This is a genomic window from Paraburkholderia sp. GAS199, assembly GCF_050436585.1.
Classification (GTDB): domain Bacteria; phylum Pseudomonadota; class Gammaproteobacteria; order Burkholderiales; family Burkholderiaceae; genus Paraburkholderia.
Map to the genome: position 1 here is coordinate 59090 of NZ_JBNDMM010000005.1, position 22476 is coordinate 81565.

Below are 22476 nucleotides of genomic sequence, written 5' to 3' on the forward strand. Positions count from 1 at the left end.
ATGGGTAGCTCATCTTCAAAGGAGTTCGGAATGCGTGTATTCGTCACTGGAGCCACGGGCTTCATCGGTCAGGCCATCGTACACGAGCTTGGCTCGGCCGGTCATACGGTACTTGGACTGGCTCGCAACGACGCCGCAGCCGATGCGCTGACGCGCGCGGGCATCGAAGTACATCGCGGCGAGTTGTCGGACACGGCCAGCCTCGCCGCCGCCGCGCGCGTTTGCGACGGCGTGATCCACACGGCGTTCATCCACGATTTCAGCGCTTTTCAGGCCTCGGTGGAAACCGACCGGCTCGCGGTCGCGGCACTCGCCGAGGCGCTGAACGCGTCCGGCAAGCCGCTCGTCATCACGTCCGGAACGGCCCTGCTCGGACACGGCCGCGACGGCACGGCGACCGAACACGACGCGGCCATCAGCGGCGCGCCGCGCTCCGCGTCGGAAGAAATCGTGCTGGCCGCCGCCGGCCGCGGTGTGCGCTCGAGCGTCGTGCGTCTGGCGCCCTCCGTGCACGACGCGGGCGATTACGGCTTCGTGCCGCGGCTGATCGACATTGCCCGCCGCACCGGATTCGCGGCCTATATCGGCGACGGCGAAAACCGCTGGCCCGCCGTGCATCGGCTGGACGCGGCGCGCCTTTACCGGCTGGCGGTGGAAAAGGCGCCGGCCGGTTCGCGTCTGCACGGCACGGGCGAAGCGGGCATTCCGATGCGCCAGATTGCGGAGACGATCGGTGCCGGACTCGGCCTGCCCACGCGCAGCCTCACCGAAGATCAGGCAGCCGCGCACTTCGAGTGGCTGGCCCGTTTCGTCGCGATCGACAATCCGACCTCGAGCGCGCTGACCCGCGAATCGCTAGGCTGGCAACCGCGCGAAAAAGGCTTGCTGGCCGACATGCGTGAAGGCGACTACTTCATGCCGAAGCCGCCGCGTTGACGATCGCCGCGTCGCCGCGCCGACACGCGGCGACTATCGCAACGGATGCGATGCAACGGCGTTGGACGCGACTTCCGCAGAGCGCGATCGAGCCTGCCTGTCCGCTGCTATAAACATCATTACGCGGCAAAATGCGGGGCGGCGATGCTAGAATTCCGGCGTCCTTCCGCTCATCATCATGACTCTACGCGCCCGCAACCGCATGACCGCATGGCTTGGCCTCGTCGCCATGTGGCTCGTCGTGTTCGCGCCGGTCGTGAGTCAATTGCTGGTGTCGAACCGGGCGCACGAGCCGATCGCCATTCTGTGTTCGGCCTTGCAATCGCCCGATTCGAACCCGGGCGCACATGCCGCGCCGGGCCAACCCGCGCCGGTTCATCTGAGCCATGACGACGCCTTCGGCGCCTGCGGTTATTGCCACCTGCTCGAACATCATGTGCCGATACCGGGTGTCGCCGTGGTCGCCACGCCGGCCGCGCTCGCGCTGTCCGGTGTCGCGCCGCCCGTTCTCTCCACCCGCTTCACGCCGCTCGGCGCATTCCCTTCCGGACGTCCCCGAGACCCGCCTGCCGTTTCCTGATCGCCGTTGTTCCTGATCGCGCCCGTCGTCGCATCCGTCGAGGTGCGCGCGATCGTTCGTTCAATGCATCGAGGAAACGTTCATGCCTCTCTTCGCTTCGCGAAGGCTGTCCCGTCGCGCGCGCCGTGACGCTCGCCCCATCACGTCCACGCGTTTTTCGATCACGCGCTTTTCGATTACTCGCCTTACCACGCTGCCGTCTGCCGCGTTTTTGCCCACGTGCTTGCCAGCATGTCTGCCAGCGCTCTTCGCCGCGCTCGCGCCGGCCACCGCCCATGCCGACAACCCGGCCGCCGACGCCACGCTCCCTGCGCTCAGCATCACGGCGCAAACGAGCGCCGCGCCGCGCGCCGTCGATCCCAATCTGCCCGCCACGGTCGAGACCGTCACACGCGAGCAGTTCGACAACTGGAACGTGGTGAACACCGAAGACGTGCTGAAGTATTTGCCGAACCTGGCCGTACGCAAGCGTTTCATCGGCGACCTGAATTCGATCATCGCCGTGCGCGGCACCAGCAATTCGCAAAGCGCGCGCGGCCTCGTCTATGCGGACGGTTTGTTGCTCAGCAACCTGCTCGGCAGCAGCTTCTCGTTTCCGCCGCGCTGGTCGATGGTATTTCCCGATGAGATCCAGCAGGTCGATGTGATCTACGGGCCGTTTTCCGCGCTGTATCCGGGCAATTCGCTCGGCGCGACGGTACTCATCAGCACGCGCATGCCGAAGCAGTTCGAAGCGGACGCGGACCTCAAGGCCTTTACGCAGCACTTCAGCCTGTTCGGCGTGAATCAGAACTTCAACGGCAGCGAGGCCAGCGCGACCATCGGCGACAAGATCGGCAAGTTCTCGTGGCTGCTGGGCGTGAATCATCTGGACAACACCAGCCAGCCGCTGCAATTCGCCACGCTCGGCCAGTCCACGACACCTGCGAAAGCCGGCGACACGCCGGTCACGGGCGCATACGTCTACAACAACCAGACGAATGCACCGACCGTGGTGCTCGGCGTGAACGGCGAAGGTATCGAACACACGGTACAAGACCAGTTCAAGCTGAAGACACAGTACGACTTCACGCCCACCTTGCAGGCCGGCTTCACGCTCGGCTACTGGCATCAAACCTACAACAGCCAGACCTCGACCTTTCTGCGCGACGCCAACGGCAACCCCGTGTACAGCGGCCGGGTATCGATTGGCGGCTACGAGTACACGATTCCCGCCGCCGCGCTGGCGCCGAGCCTCGGCTACAGCGAGAACTGGTTGTACGGCGTGTCCCTGAAAACGCGCAACGCGACCGGCTGGAACGGCGAAGCCATTGCTTCGTACTACGACGTGAGCAACAGCGTGGCGCGCACCGCGAATTCGGGCGCGCCGGGCAACGGTCCTGGCACGGTGATTTTCGGCGACGGCACCGGCTGGAAGACGCTCGATCTGCGCAGCACCTACACGCCCGCGTCTCCCACGGCGGGCCTCGCGAATCACGCGCTCAGCTTCGGCTACCACTACGACAACTATTTCCTCGACAACCAGAGCTACAACACGCTGAACTGGCGGGACGGCGCGGCCGCCTCGTTCGCCAATGCGTTTGCGGGAAAAACGCAGACCCAGGCGTTATACGCGCAAGACGCATGGCACTTCCTGCCGCGCTGGAAACTGGTCTACGGCGTGCGTTACGAAGACTGGCAGGCGTACGGCGGCACGCAGTCGCTCGCGGGCACCACGCTGCCGTATAGCGACGTGAGCCAGCAGCATTTCTCGCCGAAAGCCTCGCTCTCGTTCGACGTGAGCGACGACCTCACGTTGCGCGCGTCGGTCGGCAAGGCGTATCGCTTTCCGACGGTGAGCGAACTGTTTCAAGGGCAGATCAATGGCTCCTCGATCGTCAACAACAACCCGAACCTCAAGCCCGAAGACGACCTCTCGAAAGAGTTGAGCGCCGAATGGGCCCACTGGAACGGCGTGTTCCGCTTCTCGCTGTTTCAGGACGACGTGAAGAACACAATCTTCAGCCAGACCGATACCACCGTCATTCCCAACGTGACGAATTTCCAGAACATCGGCAAGGTACGCTCGCGCGGCGTGGAAACGAGCTACTCGGGGCAGGACGTGTTCATGCGCGGACTGGATCTGCTGGCGAGCGTCGCCTACACGCAGTCGAAGATCGTCGCCAATGCGCAGAATCCGGCTACCGTGGGCAAGTACTTCTATCGCATTCCGCTGTGGCGCGCCGATCTCGCCGCCACCTGGCATATCGACGAGCGCTCCGCGCTCACGCTCGCCGCGCGTTATTCGGGACGTCAGTACAACACGCTCACCAATACGGACACCAACCCCGACGTGTTCGGCGGCACCAGTTCGTACACGGTAGCCGACGCGAAATTCACGTTCAGGCCCACACGTCTGAGCGAGATCGGCGTCGGCGTCGACAACCTGTTCGACGCGCGCTACTTCGTCTATCACCCCTATCCCGGCCGCACCTTTTATGTCGAAGCAAAGCTGCGCATGTGAGCCCGCCGCGCTCGCCCGTCGACCCAACACTCCAGGAGGATGACATGTCCACCCTAACGAACAGCAGCGCCGGTTATCGCACGCTCTGGCGCTGGCATTTTTACGCGGGCCTCTTCGTGATGCCGTTTCTCGTCGTGCTGGCGATCACCGGCACGCTCTACTGCTTCCAGCCGCAGATCGAGCCGCTGCTGTATCCGCGGCTTCTCGAAGTCGCGCCGCAAGCCGCGCCCCGCCTGCCCGACGACGCGCTGCTGGCCAAAGCACGCGCCGCGATGCCGGCCGATGCGCGCGCCGTGACCGCGTCCATCGAGCGCGCGCCGGATCGCAGCAGCGAGTTCGTGTTTCGTCTCGCGGACGGCGAGAAGCAGAGCGTCTATGTGAATCCGTACAGCGGCGAAGTACTCGGCACGCTGAGCGTCGAGCATCGCTTCATGCAGATCGACCGCATGCTGCATCGCAAACTGCTGCTCGGCAAACCGGGCGAACTGCTGATGGAACTCGCCGCATGCTGGACGCTCGTGATGATCGGCACCGGCGTCGCGCTATGGTGGCCGCGCGAGAAAACCACGCTGCGCGTGGCGCTGCTGCCCCGCTTCGCGCTCAAGGGACGTCCGCTGTGGAAGAACCTGCACGCCGTGATGGGCATCTGGCTCGCGCTCGGCGCGCTTGCCTTCGTGCTGAGCGGACTGCCGTGGACCGGGTCGTGGGGACAGCAGTTCAAGGCGCTCGCCAGCGCCGCGAATCTCGGCGCACCGCCCGGATCGTGGGGCGGCCTGCCCCTGCGCTCGGTACTGCCCGGCGCCACGCCGTCGCAACCAGGCGCCGGCGACCCCACGCAACACCAAGGCCACGAAACGAAAGACAACTCGATGCCCGGCATGGTGATGGACGATCTGCCCTTGCCGCTCACGCCGTGGGCGGTCGGCAAATCGCCGGTGCCGCAGTCCGCGGCAAGTTCGGCCGAACCCCAGCCACTGCCGCTCTCGCAAGTCGTCGCGCAACTCGCTTCGCTCGGTCTCGTGGACGGCTATGACATCGTGCTGCCCGCGTCGTCGACGGGCGTCTACACGGTGTCGTATTTCCCCGCCGATCCGAAAGCGGAACGCACGCTGTACATCGATCAGTACAGCGGCAAGGTGCTGAAAGACATCCGCTACGGCGACTACGGCGCGGTGTCGAAAGCCGTGTCGTATGGCACGTCCTTGCACATGGGCCGCTACTTCGGCGTGGCCAACCAGATTGTTTGCGCCGCGATCTCGCTCGGACTCGCCGGCATGGCGTTCACCGGATGCGTGATGTGGTGGAAGCGCCGTCCCAAACAGCAGCCACGCTCGCTCGGCGCGCCGTCGCGCGAACGTGCCGCGCCGCCCATGCGCGGCTGGAAAACCGGCCTCGTGCTGCTCGGCGTCGTTTTTCCGCTGATGGGCGCGACCCTGCTCGCCGTCTGGATCGCCGATCGCGCGATCGTCGGCCGCGCCACCCAACGTACCGCCTGATCTCAACCACATTTCACCAACCAGAGAGACTTCCGATGAAAAACTCCTACTCCATGCTGCTCGCTGCACTGCTGTGCGCCGCGTCGGTTCAGGCAAACGCGGCCGGCGTTGCCAATGCGGCTATTTCAGACTGCTGGATCCGCGCATTGCCGGGCGATCTGCCTTCGGGCGGCTACTTCAAGGCGAGCAATCGCGGCGACCAGCCCGTGAATCTCACGGGTGTCGGCTCGGACGCTTTCGGCATGACCATGCTGCATCAGACGCAAAGCCAGGGCAGCACGTCGTCGATGGCGATGATCGGGCAGGTCACGGTGCCCGCGCACGGCTCGCTGGTGTTTGCGCCGGGCAACTATCACGTCATGCTCGAACATCCCAAAGCGGCGCTGAAAATCGGCTCCACGCTGCCCCTTACATTCTCCTTCAGCGACGGCGAGAAGATAACCGCGAACTGCACGGTAAAAAACGCGGGGTCGATGAGCCATTGAGTCGCGCGATACCTGTTGCGCGCGGCGCTAGCGGCATAGAATGGATCGTCGACGCCGGACGCTCCGGCGTCCGGTCCAGCGCCGCGGCAAGCGGGCGCCGCCTCACCAGGAGAATCGCCATGAACTCGAAATCTGGCCGCTCGGCCTTGGTCGCCGCCGCGCTCGCGGGTCTGGCCGCTGCGGGCGTCAGCGCGGCGCAGGCCGACCAGACCGTGCAGTGCTACGGTGTCGCCAAAGCCGGTCAGAACGACTGCGCGAGCAAAACCGGCGTGCACGGTTGCGCAGGCGAAGCGAAAGTCGATCATGACAAGGGCGACTTCAAGACCATGCCGAAAGGCGCGTGCGAAAAAATGGGCGGCACGCCCGACGCCTGAGCCGCCGTGAAGCTCGTTCGTCCATTGGCCTGCGCGCCGCCGGGAACCGGCATCGGGCTGCGTCATGCGCACTATGCGAACTTCCTCGCGACCACGCCCGCCGTCGACTGGGTCGAAGTACACAGCGAAAATTATTTCGGCGACGGCGGTTTCGATCTGCACGTGCTCGACACCGTGCGACGCGACCGGCCGGTCAGTCTGCACGGCGTCGGCCTGGGACTCGGCTCGGCGACGCCGCTGGATGCGACGCACGTCGCGAAACTCAAACGGCTAGTCGAGCGCGTCGAGCCGGCCGTGGTGTCCGAGCATCTGTGCTGGGGCGCGACCGCCGCCGGTCACCTGAACGATCTGCTGCCCATGCCGCTCACCGACGCGGCACTCGCCCTGCTCGCCTCGCGTATCGACGCATTGCAAAACACGCTGGGCCGAGCGGTTCTGATCGAAAACGTCTCGACGTATGTCCGTTTTCGCGACGATCAGTATGGCGAAACAAATTTTCTCGCCGAACTCGCGTCGCGCACCGGCTGCGGCATCCTGCTCGACTTGAACAATCTGTACGTCAACCAGTGCAATCACGGCGAAGACGCCGTGGCCGCCATGAACGCGCTGGCCGTCGACACGATCGGCGAAATGCATCTGGCAGGGCATCGCGTCACACGCACGGCGGTCATCGACGATCACGGCTCGCGCGTAGCCGATGCAGTGTGGACCTTGTACGAGTACGCGCTGCAGCGCTTCGGTGCGGTCCCGACGCTCATCGAGTGGGACACCGACGTGCCGCCGCTCGAGGTGCTGCTCGACGAAGCGCAACGCGCCCGCGCCATGCAGGAACGTGCGAGTTCAGCGGCGCAAAACCGACCGGAGACTCACGGTGCGCGCACAGCCTGAACCGCTCGACACGCTCACCTTGCTGCAGCGCGAGTTCGCCGAGGCACTGGACACGTCCACGCCATTCCCGCAGCTCGCCGCGCCTCACCACGCACATCGCGAACGACTCGACCTCTATCGCAGCAGCGTGCATAGCCATCGGAATACGGCGCTCGCGGGTGCTTATCCGGTTCTGCTCGCGCTCGTCGGCGAGACGTATTTCGACGCGCTCGGCGCGGCCTATGCGCGCGTGCATCCTTCGCAAAGCGGCGATCTGAACGCCTTCGGCGCTTCGCTTGCAGACTTTATCGCCGGATACGAACGGCAGCCACGCTTGCGCTATATCGCGGACCTCGCACGTCTCGAATGGGCGCTGCATCGCGCGCATTTCGCCGCCGATGCACCGGCGCTCACGCCGCGAGCATGGGCCGCCATCCATCCCGACGATCTGCTCGACGCGCGCGTCGCCATCCATCCCGCTTGCGCGTTGGTCGCTTCGCCGTATGCCGTCGGCGACATCTGGTCCGCGCATCGAACCGGCGCCCCGCTTCCCGCCGACCCCGATACGCCGAACCGGGTGCTCGTGGTGCGCCCGCGATGGCACGCCGAAATCCGTCTGCAGACCCCGGCCGCGCACGCGGCATTCGAGCGGCTGATGAATGGCGCCAGATTGAACGACGCGCTCGACGCGGCCTTCGCTCTCGACAGCGCATTCGACTTCGTGGCGCAATGGCGCGTGTGGATCGAAGCGTCCGCGATCACCGGCCTCGCAGGTTGAGCACGGCCGCCGACCGGCCCGCGGATTTGACTTCGTCGAAATACGAAGGTAACCTACGAAGGTAACCTTCACATCTCGGCAGCATGTCCACTTCAGAGCCGCAGTTGCAAGACGAGTCCCTGCACGCCACCGCTGAAGATTTGCGGGTGCTGCTGGGCAAACTGCGCCGGCGTTTGCGCGAGCAGTCGCACGTGGGCGATTTCACGCCGTCGCAAGTTCAGGTGCTGCTGCTGCTCGAACGCGAAGGACCCGCCACGGTCAGCGCGCTCGCGCGTGCGCACGGCATGCGGCCTCAATCGATGGGCGAGACGCTGTCGGTGCTCAAGGCGGCCGGACTCGTCAGCGGCGCGCCCGATCCGAACGACGGCCGGCAAACCGTGCTGTCGCTAACGCCCGCGTTTCGCAAGAAGGTCAAAGCCAGCCGCGCGGCGCGCGAAGACTGGCTGTTTCGCACCATGCAAAGCCGCTTCACGCCGGCCGAGCAGCAACAACTCGCCACTGGCGTCGCCCTGCTCAAACGTCTGATCGATTCGTAACGCGGCACGCTCGACGCGTGCCGGATGCGTCTTCCACCGCGCAGCTTCGCCTCTCTTTCCGCCCATCCACACGTAGGAGTTCACCATGCCATTGACCACGCTCGACGCAAAAACCGCTCTCGTCGTCATCGACCTTCAGCAAGGCATCGTCGCCTTGCCGACCGCGCATCCCACCAGCGACGTGGTGAAACGCTCCGCCACGCTGCTGGATGCTTTCCGCAGCCGCGGCCTGCCGGTGGTGCTCGTCAACGTCGCGGGCGGTGCGCCGGGCCGCGCGGAGCAGGCGCGTCCCGCAGGCAATTTCCCGGCGGAATTCACGGTTCTGGTGCCCGAACTGAAGCAGCAGCCCTCCGATCATCTGGTGACCAAGCACACGTGGGGCGCCTTCACCAACACCGATCTCGAAGCGCATCTGCGCAAGGAAGGCGTCACGCAGATCGTGCTGGTCGGCGTGGCGACCAGCATCGGCATCGAGTCGACCGCGCGCTTTGCGAACGAACTCGGCTTCAACGTTACGCTGGTGATCGACGCCATGACCGATATGCACGCGGACGCTCATCACAACAGCGTCACGCGCATCTTTCCGCGCCTCGGCGAAACCGGCACGACGCAGGACGTTCTCGACCTGCTCGCACGCAGCCACGCATGATCCCCGTGAACCCATGCACTGACCGCCGCGCCGTGAAGATCCCGACGGGAAACCGCTCGTGACAGGCACGTTCCGTTCGCTGCGCAATTTCAACTACCGGGTCTGGGCGAGCGGCGCGATCGTCTCGAACGTCGGCACGTGGATGCAGCGCACGGCGCAGGACTGGCTCGTGCTCACCGAACTCACGCATCACAACGCCACCGCCGTGGGCATCGTGATGTCGCTGCAGTTCGGACCACAAATGGTGTTGCTGCCGCTCACCGGCTACGCAGCCGATCACTTCGATCGCCGCAAGCTGCTGTTCGCCACTCAGGCGGCGTCGGGCGCGCTTGCGCTGGGTCTTGGTCTGCTCACGGTTACGGGGCTTGTGCAGTTGTGGCAGGTGTACGTCTTCGCGCTGCTGCTCGGCTGCGTCACGGCGTTCGACTCGCCCGCGCGTCAGACCTTCGTGTCCGATCTGGTCGGCGAAGACGATCTGTCGAACGCGGTCGCGTTGAATTCCACGTCGTTCAACGCGGCGCGCATGATCGGGCCGGCCGTGGCCGGCGTGCTGATTGCGTCGGTCGGCACCGGCTGGGTGTTCCTTATCAACGCACTCTCGTTCTGCGCCGTGCTCGGCTCGCTGCGGCTGCTGCGCGTGAGCGAATTGCGCCTGAAGCCGCTCGCCATCCGCACGCGCGGCAGCTTCCTGGAAGGCTTCAAATATGTCTGGAAGCGGCCCGACCTGAAGGCCGCGATGCTGATGCTATTCCTGATCGGCACGTTCGGGCTCAACTTCCCGATCTTCATTTCGACCATGTCGGTCACCGCGTTTCATGCGGGCGCGAGCCAGTATGGGCTGCTCAGTTCGATCATGGCGATCGGCTCCGTCACCGGCGCGCTGCTCGCCGCGCGGCGCTCGAAGCCGCATATGGCCTTGCTGCTCGGCGCAGGCGGCGCGTTCGGCGTCGGCTGCACGGCCGGCGCGCTGATGCCGAACTACATGCTGTTCGCCGCGGCGCTCGTCCTGATCGGCATGTCGACGCAGACCTTCACCACCTCCACCAACAGCCTCGTGCAACTGTCCACGGAACCGGCGATGCGCGGCCGCGTGATCGCGATCCAGCTCGCCATCGCGCTCGGCGGCACACCGCTCGGCGCGCCCGTGGTCGGCTGGGTTGCCGATCGTTTCGGACCGCGCTGGGCACTCGGCGTGGGCGCCGCCTCAGGCTTCGCGGCGGCGCTGGTCGGCCTGCTTTATCTCGTGAAGTACCGGCATTTGCGCGTCTACGTCGAAGCAGGACGCGTGCGCTACAGCATGGACGAACCGTATCGCGCGCCGCTCCAGGTGTCGCCCGTCACTGCCGTGCGCAACGCGGTGCTGAACGAAGCTGAAGAGGAATAGCGAGAAGAGTCGGCCGATTGAACAACCAATTGAACGGCCAATAAAAAAAGCCGCACCTGAACGAATCAGGTGCGGCTTTTTTCATGCGTGCTGCAGATGCCGAAGCGCGTCTGCACTTCGGTACTGGAGCGGCTTACTTCGCGACCGGCATCGTGAATTCAGCGCCCTTCGCGATGCTGTCCGGCCAGCGCTGCATGATGCTCTTGTAGCGCGTGTAGAAACGCACGCCCTCTTCGCCGTACGCATGATGGTCGCCGAACAGCGAACGCTTCCAGCCGCCGAACGAGTGCCACGCCATCGGCACGGGAATCGGCACGTTGATGCCGACCATGCCCACCTGAATCTGCCGGCCGAATGCACGCGCCACGCCGCCGTCCGACGTGAACAGCGACACGCCGTTGCCGAACTCGTGCGCGTTGATCAGTTCGACCGCGCTCGCGAAGTCGGGCACACGCACCACCGCCAGCACCGGTCCGAAAATTTCGTCCTGGTAGATCTTCATGTTGGTCGACACCTGATCGAACAGCGTGCCGCCGATGAAGAAGCCGTCCTCTTTCGCCACCGGATGCGCGCGGCCGTCGACGACCAGCTTCGCGCCTTCCGCCACGCCCGAATCGATGTAGCCGGTGACCTTGGCCTTGTGCTCGGCGGTCACGAGCGGGCCCATTTCCGCGTCGAGGTTTTCGCCGTTCTTGATGACGAGCGACTTCACGCGCGGCACAAGGCGCTCGATCAGTTCGTCGGCCACGTTGCCCACCGCGACCGCCACGGAGATCGCCATGCAGCGCTCGCCGGCCGAGCCGTAAGCGGCGCCGATCAGTGCGTCGACGGCCTGGTCCAGATCGGCGTCCGGCATCACCACCAGGTGATTCTTCGCGCCGCCCAGCGCCTGCACGCGCTTGCCGCGTTTCGTGGCTTCCGTGTAGATATATTCCGCAATCGGCGTGGAGCCGACGAACGACAGCGCCGCAACGTCCGGATGCTCGATCAGCGCGTCGACCGCGACCTTGTCGCCGTTCACCACGTTGAACACGCCGTCGGGCAAGCCGGCTTCCTTCAGCAATTCAGCGAGCCGCAGCGACGCCGACGGATCGCGTTCGGACGGCTTCAGCACGAAGGTATTGCCGCAGGCGAGCGCGACCGGGAACATCCACATCGGCACCATGACCGGGAAGTTGAACGGCGTGATACCCGCCACGACGCCGAGCGGCTGACGCAGATTCCAGTTGTCGATGCCGCCGCCGATCTGGTCGGTGAAATCGGTCTTCAGCAGGTTGGGAATGCCGCACGCGAATTCGACCACCTCGATGCCGCGCACCACTTCGCCTTGCGCGTCGGTGAAGACCTTGCCGTGCTCGCGCGTGATGAGCATCGCCAGTTCGTCGTGGTGCTGGTTGAGCAGTTCCTTGAACTTGAACAGGATGCGGGCCCGCTTGATCGGCGCCGTTTCGCTCCATGCCGGGAACGCGGCCTTGGCGGCCGCTACCGCGGCATCCACTTCCTCGACCGACGCCAGCGCCACCGAACCGCTGACCTTGCCCGTGGCCGGATTGAACACGTCCTTGAAACGGCCGCTCGACGCCGCCACGGCCGCGCCGCCGATGTAGTGGCCGAGTTGCTGGACAGCCAGCCGGGCTTGTTCGTTTGCTGCATTCATGTCGTTACCTCGTGTTCGGGATGGGCCGCCGCTCGTGATGCGGCGGCTCGTCGGCAAAAGAATCGGGCTACGGCGCACGGCGTCGGGAGCGGTGGAACGCTCGGCGGCCGGCGTCGTCGGAACCTGCCAACTGTATCGACGGCACCAGGCATATTCCCGATACAGCACAATAAAACCGCGCCTCACTGTATTGTTTTTTGCGCGACAACTGTACTGGCCCCAGCGCAATCGACGCGACGCTGCCGGCTTATTTCCCGGCCCGCTTCTCCGCGGCCCGGCCATTCATACGTTCGATTGAAGAAAATCGTGCAAATCGTCGCGATCCCCCATTCTTCGCCCAGCAACGTGTTGCGTTCCGTCACCGTTTAAACCTGTCGAAACGCGGGAAAACCCGCTCTCCGGTTTCTTATCGATGTGCCGTAGACGAACTCAGGTGCTGAAAAAATCAGCACTTTTATAACGACACACGAGAGCCGAGGGCCACATGAAGATTCAAACGACGGATGTTGTTTTGCGCAGTACCTTGATCGCGGCGTCGGTGGCCGCGATGCTTTCTCTCGCAGCCTGCGGCGGCTCAGGCGCGCTCAGTTCGGGCACCGGCGCCGGCAGCAACGGCGGCGGCAACGCGCTGAGTTCCAACAGCGGCGCGGCGGGCTCGACCGCCGCCACCGGCGGCTCGGGTTCGGGCGGCGGGTCGGGCGGCAATGCGCCGACCACGAATGCGCTAAGCCAGACCGTCGCGCAGTCCGGCAACGTCGTCACGGACGCGGGCAATACCGTTTCCGGGGTCGGCACGGTGATCGGTTCGCAGAACCTGCCGGTCGTCGATTCGCAGACCACGCAGGCGGCGGGCGGCATCGTGCAGAACGTGGGCGCGGCGGTCGCCACACTCGGCACGGGCGTCTCGCAAGGCATCGGCCAGCTTGGCTCCGGCAGCGACGGCGTCGGCACCACGGTGGCGAGCGCGGGCGGTGCGGTGAGTTACGCGGGCCGTGCCGTGACCAGCACGGGCAACCTGATCGGCAGCCTCGGGACCGGCGCGCTGGCGCCCGCCTCGGCGCTCACCACGCCGCTGGGCGGCGCCGTCGATGCGCTCGGCAATGCGGTCACGCAGGGCGGCGGCACGCTCACCACGGCGTTGTCGACGGGACCGGTGCAGCAGCTCACGAGCCAGACCAGCGCGTCCATCGTACCGATCGAGGTCGCGCTGGTGCAGACCACGCAGGCCGTCGGCACCAGCACGGGCATCGGTGCGCCGGTCAACGGCGTGCTGGCGACGGTCGGCGGCACGCTCGAAAAGAGCGGCGCGACGCTCGCTGGCAACGGCGGCAACCCGGTCACGGGCGGACTCGGCGCCGTGGTTGCCGACACCGGCAAGACGGCGGCCACCGCCGGCGGCCTGCTGACGGGCGGCGGCAGCCTCGCCGCGCCGTTATCCAGCGTGACGGCGCTGACCGGCGGCACCGGCATGACGGGCACGGCGGCCAACAACCCGGTCGCGGCGCTCGCTTCCACGGTCAGCAGCACGCTCGGCAGTCCGCTTAGCAGCCCGCTGGGCGGATCGACGAGTGCCGGTAGTGGCGCGGCGTCGCCGCTCGGCGGACTCGTTTCGACTGTCGCCGGCACGCTTGGCGGCGTGAGTTCGGCCACGGGCACCTCGGGCAAGACGTCGGGCGGCTCATCGTCCGGCGCCACGACCGCCATCTCGGGAACCGCGGGTGGCACCAGCGCGGTGGGCGGCGTCCTGTCGCCCGTCACCGGTGCGGTGGGCGGCCTGCTCGGCGGACTCGGCAAGAAGTAAGCACGCGGCCACCGCCGCGTCATGGCCCGTGACGGGCGGCGCATCGCCGGCCGTCCGTCATGGGCCGTCACGCGATGCGGCCGCCCATCGCATCTGAATACGCCTTACCTTGCTCGTGAACCGCTCACTGAGAAATTCGATGCGCCCGTAAGTTTTCGCGCAGCCGTTCGACTTTGCGCCGACTGGCGGCGATGTCTTTGATCACACCGCAACGGTGCCTTGCTTATTCCACCACCGGCTCGCTGAAAGCCGACTCAACCGCAACGGTTGATTCTCACGCCCGTCAACGTGTAGAACGCGCGTGCAAACCCGCCCTCACACAAAGTTTTGGATAGCCAGGCAACGATCAGGCTATGAATGCGCGTTCAGACACGCCGATAAGCACAGCCATCCGAACACCAGCCAACTTGCCGGTAAGCACACCGATAACTGCGCCGACAGCGCACAGTGCAACCCACCCAAAACCGTCGCCGACTTTTGTTGCTCCCCTGTAAGCCCTGGCTTGCAAAAACTCACGTTAAGCACGTCAATGACGAAGCAGCCAGAGACGCATAACAAAGCGCCGGCATCCACCGTTGCCGTAGAAGCCGGGCGGACATTTTCAGGTCAGGAGACGATATGCAAACAGACGCATTGGCCGGCGCTCAGGAGCATCGCACGCAGGCGCGCAAGGCGACCGCGAGCGGCTGGATCGGCTCGGCCCTCGAGTACTACGACTTCTTCATCTACGCGCAGGCCGCGGCGCTGATCTTTCCTCAACTGTTCTTTCCGTCGGGCAACCCGAAGATCGCCATCGTCGCCTCGCTCGCGACTTACGGCGTGGGCTACGTCGCGCGTCCAATCGGCGCATTCGTGCTCGGGCATTGGGGCGACACGCACGGCCGCAAGAACGTGTTGCTGGTCTGCATGTTCCTGATGGGTTTTTCGACCATGGCGGTGGGCCTGCTGCCCACCTATCAGCAGGTTGGGCTGCTGGCGCCAGGGCTGCTCGTCGTGTTGCGACTGATTCAGGGCTTCGCCGTGGCCGGCGAGATTTCGGGCGCAAGCTCGATGATTCTCGAACACGCGCCGTTCGGCCGACGCGGCTATTACGCGAGCTACACCTTGCAAGGCGTGCAGGCCGGTCAGATTCTCGCGGCAGCGGTGTTTTTACCACTCGCCTACTACATGGAAGAAAGCGCCTTCAATTCGTGGGGCTGGCGCATTCCATTCCTGCTGAGTTCGGTCGTGCTGATCGCGGGTTACATCATCCGTCGCGAGGTGCATGAAACTCCGGCATTCACGAAAGAAGACGCCAGCGGCGGCGTGCCGAAGTCGCCGATCGCGGAAGCATTCCGCTATAACTGGGGCGACATGCTGCGCGTAATCGGCTGCTCGCTGATGAATGTGATTCCGGTTGTCGCAACCATTTTCGGCGCGGCGTATGCCGTGCAGGCGTCGTATGGAATCGGCTTTCACAAGAGCGTGTACCTGTGGATTCCCGTGATCGGCAACATCGTCGCGGTGCTGGTGATTCCGTACGTGGGCAATTTGTCCGACCGGATCGGCCGCCGTTTGCCGATCATCGTCGGCGCGCTCGGTGCGGGGCTGCTTTCGTTCGGCTACCTGTACGCGATCAGCATTCGCAACGTCCCGCTCGCCATGGTGATGTCCATCCTCATGTGGGGCATCGTCTATCAAGGCTACAACGCGACGTTCCCGAGCTTCTATCCGGAACTCTTCCCCACCCGCTCGAGAGTTTCCGCCATGGCAATCGGGCAGAACGTCGGCACCACCATCACGGCACTATTGCCGGCGCTGTTCGCTTACGTCGCGCCGCCGGGATCGCAGAACGTGCCGATGACCATCGGCACCATCACGTTCGCCATCACCATCGTCGCGGCAGCGACCGCATGGAGTTCGCGCGAACCGTTCCGCGTCAAACTGAGCGATCTGGGCGAACCCAATGCCGTGCCGATCGACAAACACAGCTACGATCTGATGCGCGCCGAAACCATGGCCCACGCGAAGAAAGTCACGGTTTGACGGAAGGCAACGAAGCGCTCCGTTGCGTGGACGCGCAACCGCTAATGCATTCGCGCCGTCGCGATGGTGGACGTGCACATGTGGGACGTCCACGCGCGCGAAGCATTCCAGCATGTTTCAGCGGCATCGACCATGCCGGACGACGCAACGCGAACCAACGAATCAGCGCCACGGCTCGGTCAATTCGTTCGCGAGCACCATTTTCTGCCGCAACGTTTCCGCCCATTCCGCGCTTACGCCGCTCTGCGCCTTGATGAATTTCAGCGCCGCCGAGTGCACGGTGCGCATGGCGCCGCCGTCGATGCCCTTCATGCGCGGCGCGCTGCGCTTCGTTTCTTCGACCAGATCGCGCGCGCCGGCGAAGTCGGGCGAGACGCCGCATTGCGCGTGAATCGCGGCGCGCATGGTGGCTGCCTCGTCGCGCGACTGTCCGATCCGGTCCATGTCGATCAGCAGATCGACGCCGCCCGTCATCCGCAGCGCGCACAGTGCCCACAGCGCGACGAACGCCCGATACGCGTTGTTGCCCTCGGCGGTTTGCGCGTACTGCTCGCAGGCCATCGCATAAGCGTCGTGAGAACCCGGCGGCACCGCAGGCAAACTGACGCCGCACGCGTCGATGGCCTGCTTCACGAGCGGCTCGGACTGATTCAGCCCGAGCACCCGGAACGGCGCGGCGACAAAAAACGGATTGCTCCATTGCTGCTTGAGCAACCAGCCCGACGCGAACTGCGAAGCGGGATTACGCAACACGGCCGCGTGCATGATGTGTGGAAACGCCTGCTTCAGCCAGGGCAGCCGGCCCGACGAGCGGCAGAATTTGAACACCGGCACGCGCTGCTGGTCCGCGCCCAGCTCGATCAGACTCTGCAAATAACGCTGTAATGCCGGAAATTCGGCATCCGGTTCGGCCGCAAAGCGGTCGGTGCCGAAGCGCCGGTCGTAACCCGCGACACCGCGCACACCCTCGCGCAGCAGCGGCCGGTATTCCTCGAAATAAGGTTTGGCAAGCGGCGGATGGCCCGAGGTGAGCGTAGGTGCGCAAGCGGACACATCCGCCAGACTCAGATCGGCGAGCACGTTACTCAATGGTTCGTAAAAACCCGTCACGGTATCGAGCGCGCGCAGGCGCGACCAGACCCACGTTCCGCCGCTGCGCCAGCCGGTGTGCAGAAACAGGCCTTTTTTCAGGGGCCCATTCGAGGTTTCATTCGACGAACCGGGTAACGACACCATGGCTTCTCTCTTCCAATGACAGTGCTTTGAAAACAATCGCAAGCGACAACGACGGACGAACCGCATGTTCAAGCCGATACTTTAGCGGCTTCGGCCTGCCTGCGCCCACTGGAACCGCGCACTCAAACGCATTAAGCTGCCGGATTCCCGACCTCGCCTCGCTGACATGAACCATTCCGCCGACATCCGCTTCCTGCTGACGATCCGCGAAAGCGGCAGTCTGATTGCCGCCGCGCGCAAGCTGGACCTGTCGCCCTCGGCGGTGACGCAACGCTTGCAGCAACTCGAAAAGAAGCTGGGCGCGCAGCTGGTGAATCGCAGCGCCCGCCGTCTGCAATTCACCGAGGAAGGCACGCTGCTGTGCGAGCGCGGCGCCGAACTGATCGAGCAGTTCGACTCGCTCTTCGACGACCTTCAGCAGCGCCGCAGCGGTCTGGTCGGTACGCTGAAGATCAACGCGCCGCTCGGATTCGGCCGGCGGCACGTTGCGCCCGCCATCGCCGGCTTCCAGCAGAGCAATCCGGATGTCGACGTTGCGCTGACCTTGAGCGATCAACCGCTGACCGAAACGATGGACCGCTTCGATATCGTCGTGCATATCGGCGAATTGCCGCTGTCGAACCGGGTTGGCTACACGATTGCACCGAATGCGCGCCTGCTGTGCGCCGCACCGTCGCTCGTCAAACGAATCGGCGAACCCGAATCGCCCGACGATCTCGTGAAGCTGCCCTGCATCGTACTGCGCGAAAACAACGAAGACGTGAGCCTGTGGCAGTTCAGCAAGGGCCGCACGCGCTGCAACATACGCGTGAGGCCGCATCTGAGTTGCAACGACGGCGACGTGATCCGCCAATGGGCCTGCGAAGGCCGTGGTGTGATTCTGCGCTCCGAGTGGGACGTGGCCGAAGATATCGCAAAAGGACGACTGGTCCGGCTGCTGCCAGCCTGGAAAACGCCGGACGCCGACGTGGTGGCGCTCACTCACCATCGCGCCGGTTTGCCGGCACGCACGCGCCACTTCATGCAGTACCTGCAAGCTCGCTTCAAGCCTGCACCGCCGTGGCGACGTTGAATTTCTCGACCACATCGATTCACTTAAAATGAATCTTAGAATCAATCCGGCTTAACTCACGAGCAAGTCCGAAACTTTATAATTTGCGCATTGCTACCGTGGGTTACATCATGACGTCAGCCACCTACCCCAAAGCCGTCCTCTTCGATCTGCTCACTGCACTCCTCGACTCATGGAGTTCGTGGAATCGCGCCGCCGGCTCCGAAACCGCGGGCCGTGCCTGGCGCGCGGCATATCTGCGCCTCACCTACGGCTGCGGCCGCTACGTCGCCTACGAGCAACTGGTGCGCGACGCTGCCGCCGAAGTGCAGTTGCCGTTGTCCGCCGCCGAGGCGCTCGAAGCCGACTGGCTGCAACTCACGCCGTGGAGCGGCGCGCTCGACGCCTTGCAAACGCTCGCGCCTCATTGCAAGCTCGCGGTCGTCACGAATTGCTCCATCCGTCTCGGCACGCAGGCGGCCAATCTTCTGCCCGTCCGCTGGGATGCCATCGTCACCGCGGAAGAAGCGGGCATGTATAAACCGGACCCCCTGCCTTACCGCCTCGCGCTGGAAAAACTCGGTGTTCACGCGCACGAGGCCGCTTTCGTGGCCGGTTCCAGCTACGATATGTTCGGCACGGCGGCAGTCGGCTTGCGCACCTACTGGCATAACCGCATCGGCCTGCCGCTCGTCGCGGGCGCGCAGCCGCCGGAAGTGGAAGCGCCCACACTCGCTACACTGGTGCCATGGCTCAGCGGTTTTGGCTCCAAATCGAGCCCTACTCTTTCACGGTGACAGCATGAAGCTCGAACATCTGGAAACGCCCGCCGCGCTCGTCGATATTGCACGTATGCAGAAAAATATCGCGCGTATGCAGGGGCATATGAACACCCTGGGCGTGACGTTCCGCCCGCATGTGAAAACCACGAAATGCCTGGACGTCGTGCGCGCGCAGATCGCGGCGGGCGCTCGCGGCATCACGGTCTCCACGCTGAAGGAAGCCGAGGCGTTTTTCGCGGCCGGCGTCACGGACATTCTTTACGCCGTCAGCATCGCCCCGTCGAAATTGCCGCGCGCGCTCGCGCTGCGCCGTCAGGGCTGCGATCTGAAACTGGTGGTCGACAATCCCACCGCCGCGGCCGCACTCGCGGGATTCGCCGACCAGCACGGCGAAAGCTTCGAAGTTTGGATCGAAGTGGACACGGACGGGCATCGCTCGGGCATCACGCCCGAGCAGGACACGCTGCTCGAAGTGGGCCGCATCCTCCATGAAAACGGCGTGAAAGTGGGCGGCGTGATGACTCACGCGGGATCGAGCTACGAGCTGGATACGCCGCAAGCCCTCGCCGCGCTCGCCGAGCAGGAGCGCGCCGGTTGCGTGCGCGCGGCGCAGCGGCTGCGCGACGCGGGCATTCCATGCGAGGCGGTCAGCGTCGGCTCGACGCCCACCGCGCTCGCCGCGCAGTCGCTCGAAGGCGTGACGGAAGTCCGCGCGGGCGTCTACGTGTTCTTCGACCTGGTCATGCATAACGTGGGCGTGTGCGCGCTGGAAGACATCGCACTCAGCGTGCTCGCCACGGTGATCGGTCATCAGGAAGACAAAGGCTGGGCCATTCTCGACGCGGGCTGGATGGCCATGAGCCGCGATCGCGGCACCTCGAAGCAATCGCACGATTTCGGTTACGGACAGCCGTGTCTGCTGAACGGCACACCGTTGCCCGGTTTTGTGATGAGCGGCGCGAATCAGGAGCACGGCATTCTCTCCCCCGTGGAAAACAGCACGCCGGTTCACGACATCGCGCAGCGCTTTCCGATCGGCATGAAGCTGCGCATTCTGCCGAATCATGCCTGCGCGACCGGTGCGCAGTTCCCCGAATATCACGCGGTCTCGGCGAGCGGCGAAAGCGTCGAATGGCGACGCTTTCAGGGCTGGTGAACCGCTACGCCTGACCGGCCGCGAAACGGCGCACGACCACTCACCCGCACCCGACGCGGCATTTACTCTTCATCTTCGCCGAGGCCTTCGAGCAGATCGTCGACCGCGCGATACACGCGCTCGACGATCTCCGGCCCCACCTTGCGCTCCAGTTCGCGATAGTGCGCTTCGAGATCTTTCGAAATCACGCGCACCAGGTCCACGCTCGTCTGCGTGAGCGACACCAGCACGCGGCGCTGGTCTTCCGCGAAACGCTCCTTCGTCACCAGTTCCATGCTTTCCATGCGGGCCAGTACGCCGGCCATGCTCGGGCTCGAAATCGTGCAGATATCGGAGATGTGACGCGGCTCCATCGGACCATGTTCGTTGAGCGCGCGAATCACACGCCACTGCTGTTCGGTGAGTCCGTGCGCGGTGATCAGCGGACGGAAACGCTCCATCATTTTTTCTCGTGCGCGCAATAGCAGCATCGGCAAATTGCGGTGCAACACTCGGGTAGAAGCAGAAGCGGACATTGGCGAAAGATCAGTAAAAAGGCAGCCGTCGAAACTTAAGGGAAAACCCGCGATCAGCCGACAGGCTATTGACCATGGATCATATCAAGCGCAATACTACTAACATGTTAGTGTTTTCGCTAAGAGACCGCCAGTTTATGTTCGCACTTGCCGATCACCTGCTTCACGCCGAAGGCGACGCGCTGCCCCGCGAAATGGACGCGAGCGCCGTGGCGGCGCTCCTCGCGCGCGGCGTGGCCTGCCGCGCGCCGGTCACAGGCGCGGTGTACGGCACACTCCTCAACGACCGCGCCACGCTGGCCGCGTTGGGCAACGCCGTGCATGCCGCGCCCTACAAGGCGCCGCCCAAGGCTCCGGTTCTATACCTGAAGCCGCGCAACACCCTGGCAGGACATCGCGCACGCGTGCTCGTGCCGGATAACGAAACCGGCGTCGAGGTCGGTGCGTCGCTCGGCATCGTGATCGGCCGCACTGCAACACGCGTGAGTGCGGCGCGTGCGTTCGATTACATCGCGGGCTATGTCCACGTGGCCGACCTGAGCGTGCCGCATGCGAGCGTGTACCGTCCTTCGGTGCGTTTCAGGGCGCGCGACAACTTCTGCGTGATCGGTCCCGCGCTGGTTGCGGCGCAACATATCGCGACGCCGGACAACCTGCCGATTCGCGTGTCGCTGGGCTCCGGCGAAACCTTCACGGCTTCCACGGCGGCGTCGGTGCGCGGCGTTGCTCAATTGCTCGCGGACGTGACCGACTTCATGACACTCAACGCAGGCGACGTCATCACGCTCGGCGTGCCGCACGGTTCGCCGGTCGCGCATATCGGCGACACGGCCACGCTGTCCATCGGCGGCATGCCGCCGCTTGAAATTTCGTTCGTCGGAGAACAGCCATGATGCGCGCTCGCGTGGCGTATGCGGGCGCCATTCACGAAGCCTCACCCGACGCGCAAGGCGTACGTCTCGCCGACGGCCGCGTGCGCCGCGAAAACGAAGTGGTCTGGCTCGCGCCGTTCGACGTGGGCACGATCTTCGCGCTCGGTCTGAATTACGCCGAACACGCCAAAGAATTGCAGTTCGGCAAGCAGGAAGAACCGCTCGTTTTCCTCAAGGGACCGGGCACGGTTATCGGTCATCGCGGTTTCACACGCCGCCCCGCCGACGTCACCTTCATGCACTACGAGTGCGAGCTGGCCGTCGTGATCGGACGCACCGCGCAAAACGTGACACGCGAGCAGGCCATGCAGCACGTCGCGGGCTACACGATAGCCAACGACTACGCGATCCGCGACTATCTGGAGAACTACTACCGCCCCAACCTGCGCGTGAAAAATCGCGACGGCGGCACGGTGCTCGGCCCCTGGTTCGTCGACGCGGCAGATATCGGCGATGTCACGCAACTCGAATTGCGCACCTTCGTGAACGGCACGCTGCAACAGCGCGGCAACACGCGCGATCTGGTCACCGACATTCCGGCGCTGATCGAATACCTCAGCAGCTTCATGACACTCGCGCCCGGCGACGTGATTCTGACCGGCACGCCGGAAGGCGTCGTCAACGTGAATGCGGGCGACGAAGTGGTGTGCGAAATCGACGGCCTCGGCCGTCTCGTGAACACCATCGCCACGGACGCGGATTTCGGCCGCGGCTGAACGCAAGCGGCGCGGCA

General features: G+C 64.7%; 21 protein-coding genes. 18 read left to right on the top strand and 3 right to left on the bottom strand.

Annotated features, from left to right (window positions below):
* Positions 1–30: 30 nt before the first annotated feature.
* From P3T18_RS19830 to P3T18_RS19880, 11 genes are all read left to right on the top strand, one after another.
* Entirely contained in the window at positions 31–936 is a 906-nt protein-coding gene (locus P3T18_RS19830) for an SDR family oxidoreductase (RefSeq protein ID WP_429301662.1), read from the top strand.
* A 178-nt stretch (positions 937–1114) separates the two neighbouring features.
* Positions 1115–1516, top strand: a complete 402-nt coding sequence (locus P3T18_RS19835) for a DUF2946 domain-containing protein (protein ID WP_429301663.1) — start codon at positions 1115–1117, stop codon at positions 1514–1516.
* 82 nt (positions 1517–1598) lie between these two features.
* Positions 1599–4019, top strand: coding sequence for a TonB-dependent receptor (locus tag P3T18_RS19840; RefSeq protein WP_429301664.1), 2421 nt, complete (start codon positions 1599–1601; stop codon positions 4017–4019).
* Positions 4020–4063: 44 nt separating this feature from the next.
* Positions 4064–5515, top strand: coding sequence for a PepSY-associated TM helix domain-containing protein (locus tag P3T18_RS19845; RefSeq protein WP_429301665.1), 1452 nt, complete (start codon positions 4064–4066; stop codon positions 5513–5515).
* Positions 5516–5550: 35 nt separating this feature from the next.
* Positions 5551–6000, top strand: a complete 450-nt coding sequence (locus tag P3T18_RS19850) for a copper chaperone PCu(A)C (RefSeq protein WP_429301666.1) — start codon at positions 5551–5553, stop codon at positions 5998–6000.
* 119 nt (positions 6001–6119) lie between these two features.
* Positions 6120–6374: a BufA1 family periplasmic bufferin-type metallophore gene (locus P3T18_RS19855; RefSeq protein ID WP_429301667.1), complete on the top strand. Its 255-nt coding sequence runs from the start codon at positions 6120–6122 to the stop codon at positions 6372–6374.
* Positions 6375–6380: 6 nt separating this feature from the next.
* Positions 6381–7262 carry an MNIO family bufferin maturase gene (bufB, locus tag P3T18_RS19860; protein WP_429301668.1) on the top strand — a complete coding sequence of 294 codons (882 nt, stop codon included), beginning with the start codon at positions 6381–6383 and terminating at the stop codon, positions 7260–7262.
* Positions 7246–8019, top strand: a complete 774-nt coding sequence (locus P3T18_RS19865) for an HvfC/BufC family peptide modification chaperone (protein ID WP_429301669.1) — start codon at positions 7246–7248, stop codon at positions 8017–8019. Before bufB ends, P3T18_RS19865 begins: the two co-directional genes overlap by 17 nt.
* 83 nt (positions 8020–8102) lie before the next feature.
* Entirely contained in the window at positions 8103–8555 is a 453-nt protein-coding gene (locus tag P3T18_RS19870; protein ID WP_429301670.1) for a MarR family winged helix-turn-helix transcriptional regulator, read from the top strand.
* 85 nt (positions 8556–8640) lie between these two features.
* Complete coding sequence (locus P3T18_RS19875) at positions 8641–9204, top strand: isochorismatase family protein (RefSeq protein ID WP_429301671.1); 564 nt, start codon at positions 8641–8643, stop codon at positions 9202–9204.
* Positions 9205–9262: 58 nt separating this feature from the next.
* Positions 9263–10588 (top strand): MFS transporter, encoded by a 1326-nt coding sequence (locus P3T18_RS19880; RefSeq protein ID WP_429301672.1) that lies wholly within the window; start codon positions 9263–9265, stop codon positions 10586–10588.
* 133 nt (positions 10589–10721) lie between these two features.
* Here the strand turns inward: P3T18_RS19880 and P3T18_RS19885 are convergent, their stop codons facing one another.
* Positions 10722–12245 (bottom strand): CoA-acylating methylmalonate-semialdehyde dehydrogenase, encoded by a 1524-nt coding sequence (locus P3T18_RS19885; protein WP_429301673.1) that lies wholly within the window; start codon positions 12243–12245, stop codon positions 10722–10724.
* Positions 12246–12729: 484 nt separating this feature from the next.
* Between P3T18_RS19885 and P3T18_RS19890 the strand changes: the two genes are divergently transcribed.
* Both P3T18_RS19890 and P3T18_RS19895 read left to right on the top strand, forming a co-directional pair.
* The gene (locus P3T18_RS19890) at positions 12730–14046 is read left to right on the top strand and encodes a collagen-like triple helix repeat-containing protein (RefSeq protein ID WP_429301674.1); all 1317 of its coding nucleotides are present in this window, start codon (positions 12730–12732) and stop codon (positions 14044–14046) included.
* A gap of 618 nt (positions 14047–14664) precedes the next feature.
* Positions 14665–16071: an MFS transporter gene (locus P3T18_RS19895; protein WP_429301675.1), complete on the top strand. Its 1407-nt coding sequence runs from the start codon at positions 14665–14667 to the stop codon at positions 16069–16071.
* 162 nt (positions 16072–16233) lie between these two features.
* On the opposite strand, the gene P3T18_RS19900 is transcribed toward P3T18_RS19895, so the two are convergent.
* The gene (locus P3T18_RS19900; RefSeq protein ID WP_429302081.1) at positions 16234–17304 is read right to left on the bottom strand and encodes a hypothetical protein; all 1071 of its coding nucleotides are present in this window, start codon (positions 17302–17304) and stop codon (positions 16234–16236) included.
* Between the two features lie 169 nt (positions 17305–17473).
* Between P3T18_RS19900 and P3T18_RS19905 the strand changes: the two genes are divergently transcribed.
* The 3 genes from P3T18_RS19905 (at position 17474) to P3T18_RS19915 (ending at position 20296) form a co-directional block, all read left to right on the top strand.
* Positions 17474–18379, top strand: coding sequence for a LysR family transcriptional regulator (locus P3T18_RS19905; RefSeq protein ID WP_429301676.1), 906 nt, complete (start codon positions 17474–17476; stop codon positions 18377–18379).
* Between the two features lie 110 nt (positions 18380–18489).
* Positions 18490–19155, top strand: a complete 666-nt coding sequence (locus P3T18_RS19910; RefSeq protein WP_429301677.1) for an HAD family hydrolase — start codon at positions 18490–18492, stop codon at positions 19153–19155.
* Between the two features lie 4 nt (positions 19156–19159).
* Entirely contained in the window at positions 19160–20296 is a 1137-nt protein-coding gene (locus P3T18_RS19915) for a DSD1 family PLP-dependent enzyme (protein ID WP_429301678.1), read from the top strand.
* 62 nt (positions 20297–20358) lie between these two features.
* Here the strand turns inward: P3T18_RS19915 and hpaR are convergent, their stop codons facing one another.
* Positions 20359–20766: a homoprotocatechuate degradation operon regulator HpaR gene (gene hpaR, locus P3T18_RS19920; RefSeq protein WP_429301679.1), complete on the bottom strand. Its 408-nt coding sequence runs from the start codon at positions 20764–20766 to the stop codon at positions 20359–20361.
* A 182-nt stretch (positions 20767–20948) separates the two neighbouring features.
* On the opposite strand from hpaR, the gene P3T18_RS19925 reads away from it, so the two are divergent.
* Both P3T18_RS19925 and P3T18_RS19930 read left to right on the top strand, forming a co-directional pair.
* Positions 20949–21704, top strand: a complete 756-nt coding sequence (locus P3T18_RS19925; protein WP_429301680.1) for a fumarylacetoacetate hydrolase family protein — start codon at positions 20949–20951, stop codon at positions 21702–21704.
* The gene (locus P3T18_RS19930; RefSeq protein ID WP_429301681.1) at positions 21701–22459 is read left to right on the top strand and encodes a fumarylacetoacetate hydrolase family protein; all 759 of its coding nucleotides are present in this window, start codon (positions 21701–21703) and stop codon (positions 22457–22459) included. The genes P3T18_RS19925 and P3T18_RS19930 overlap by 4 nt, the downstream gene beginning before the upstream one ends.
* Positions 22460–22476: the final 17 nt, after the last annotated feature.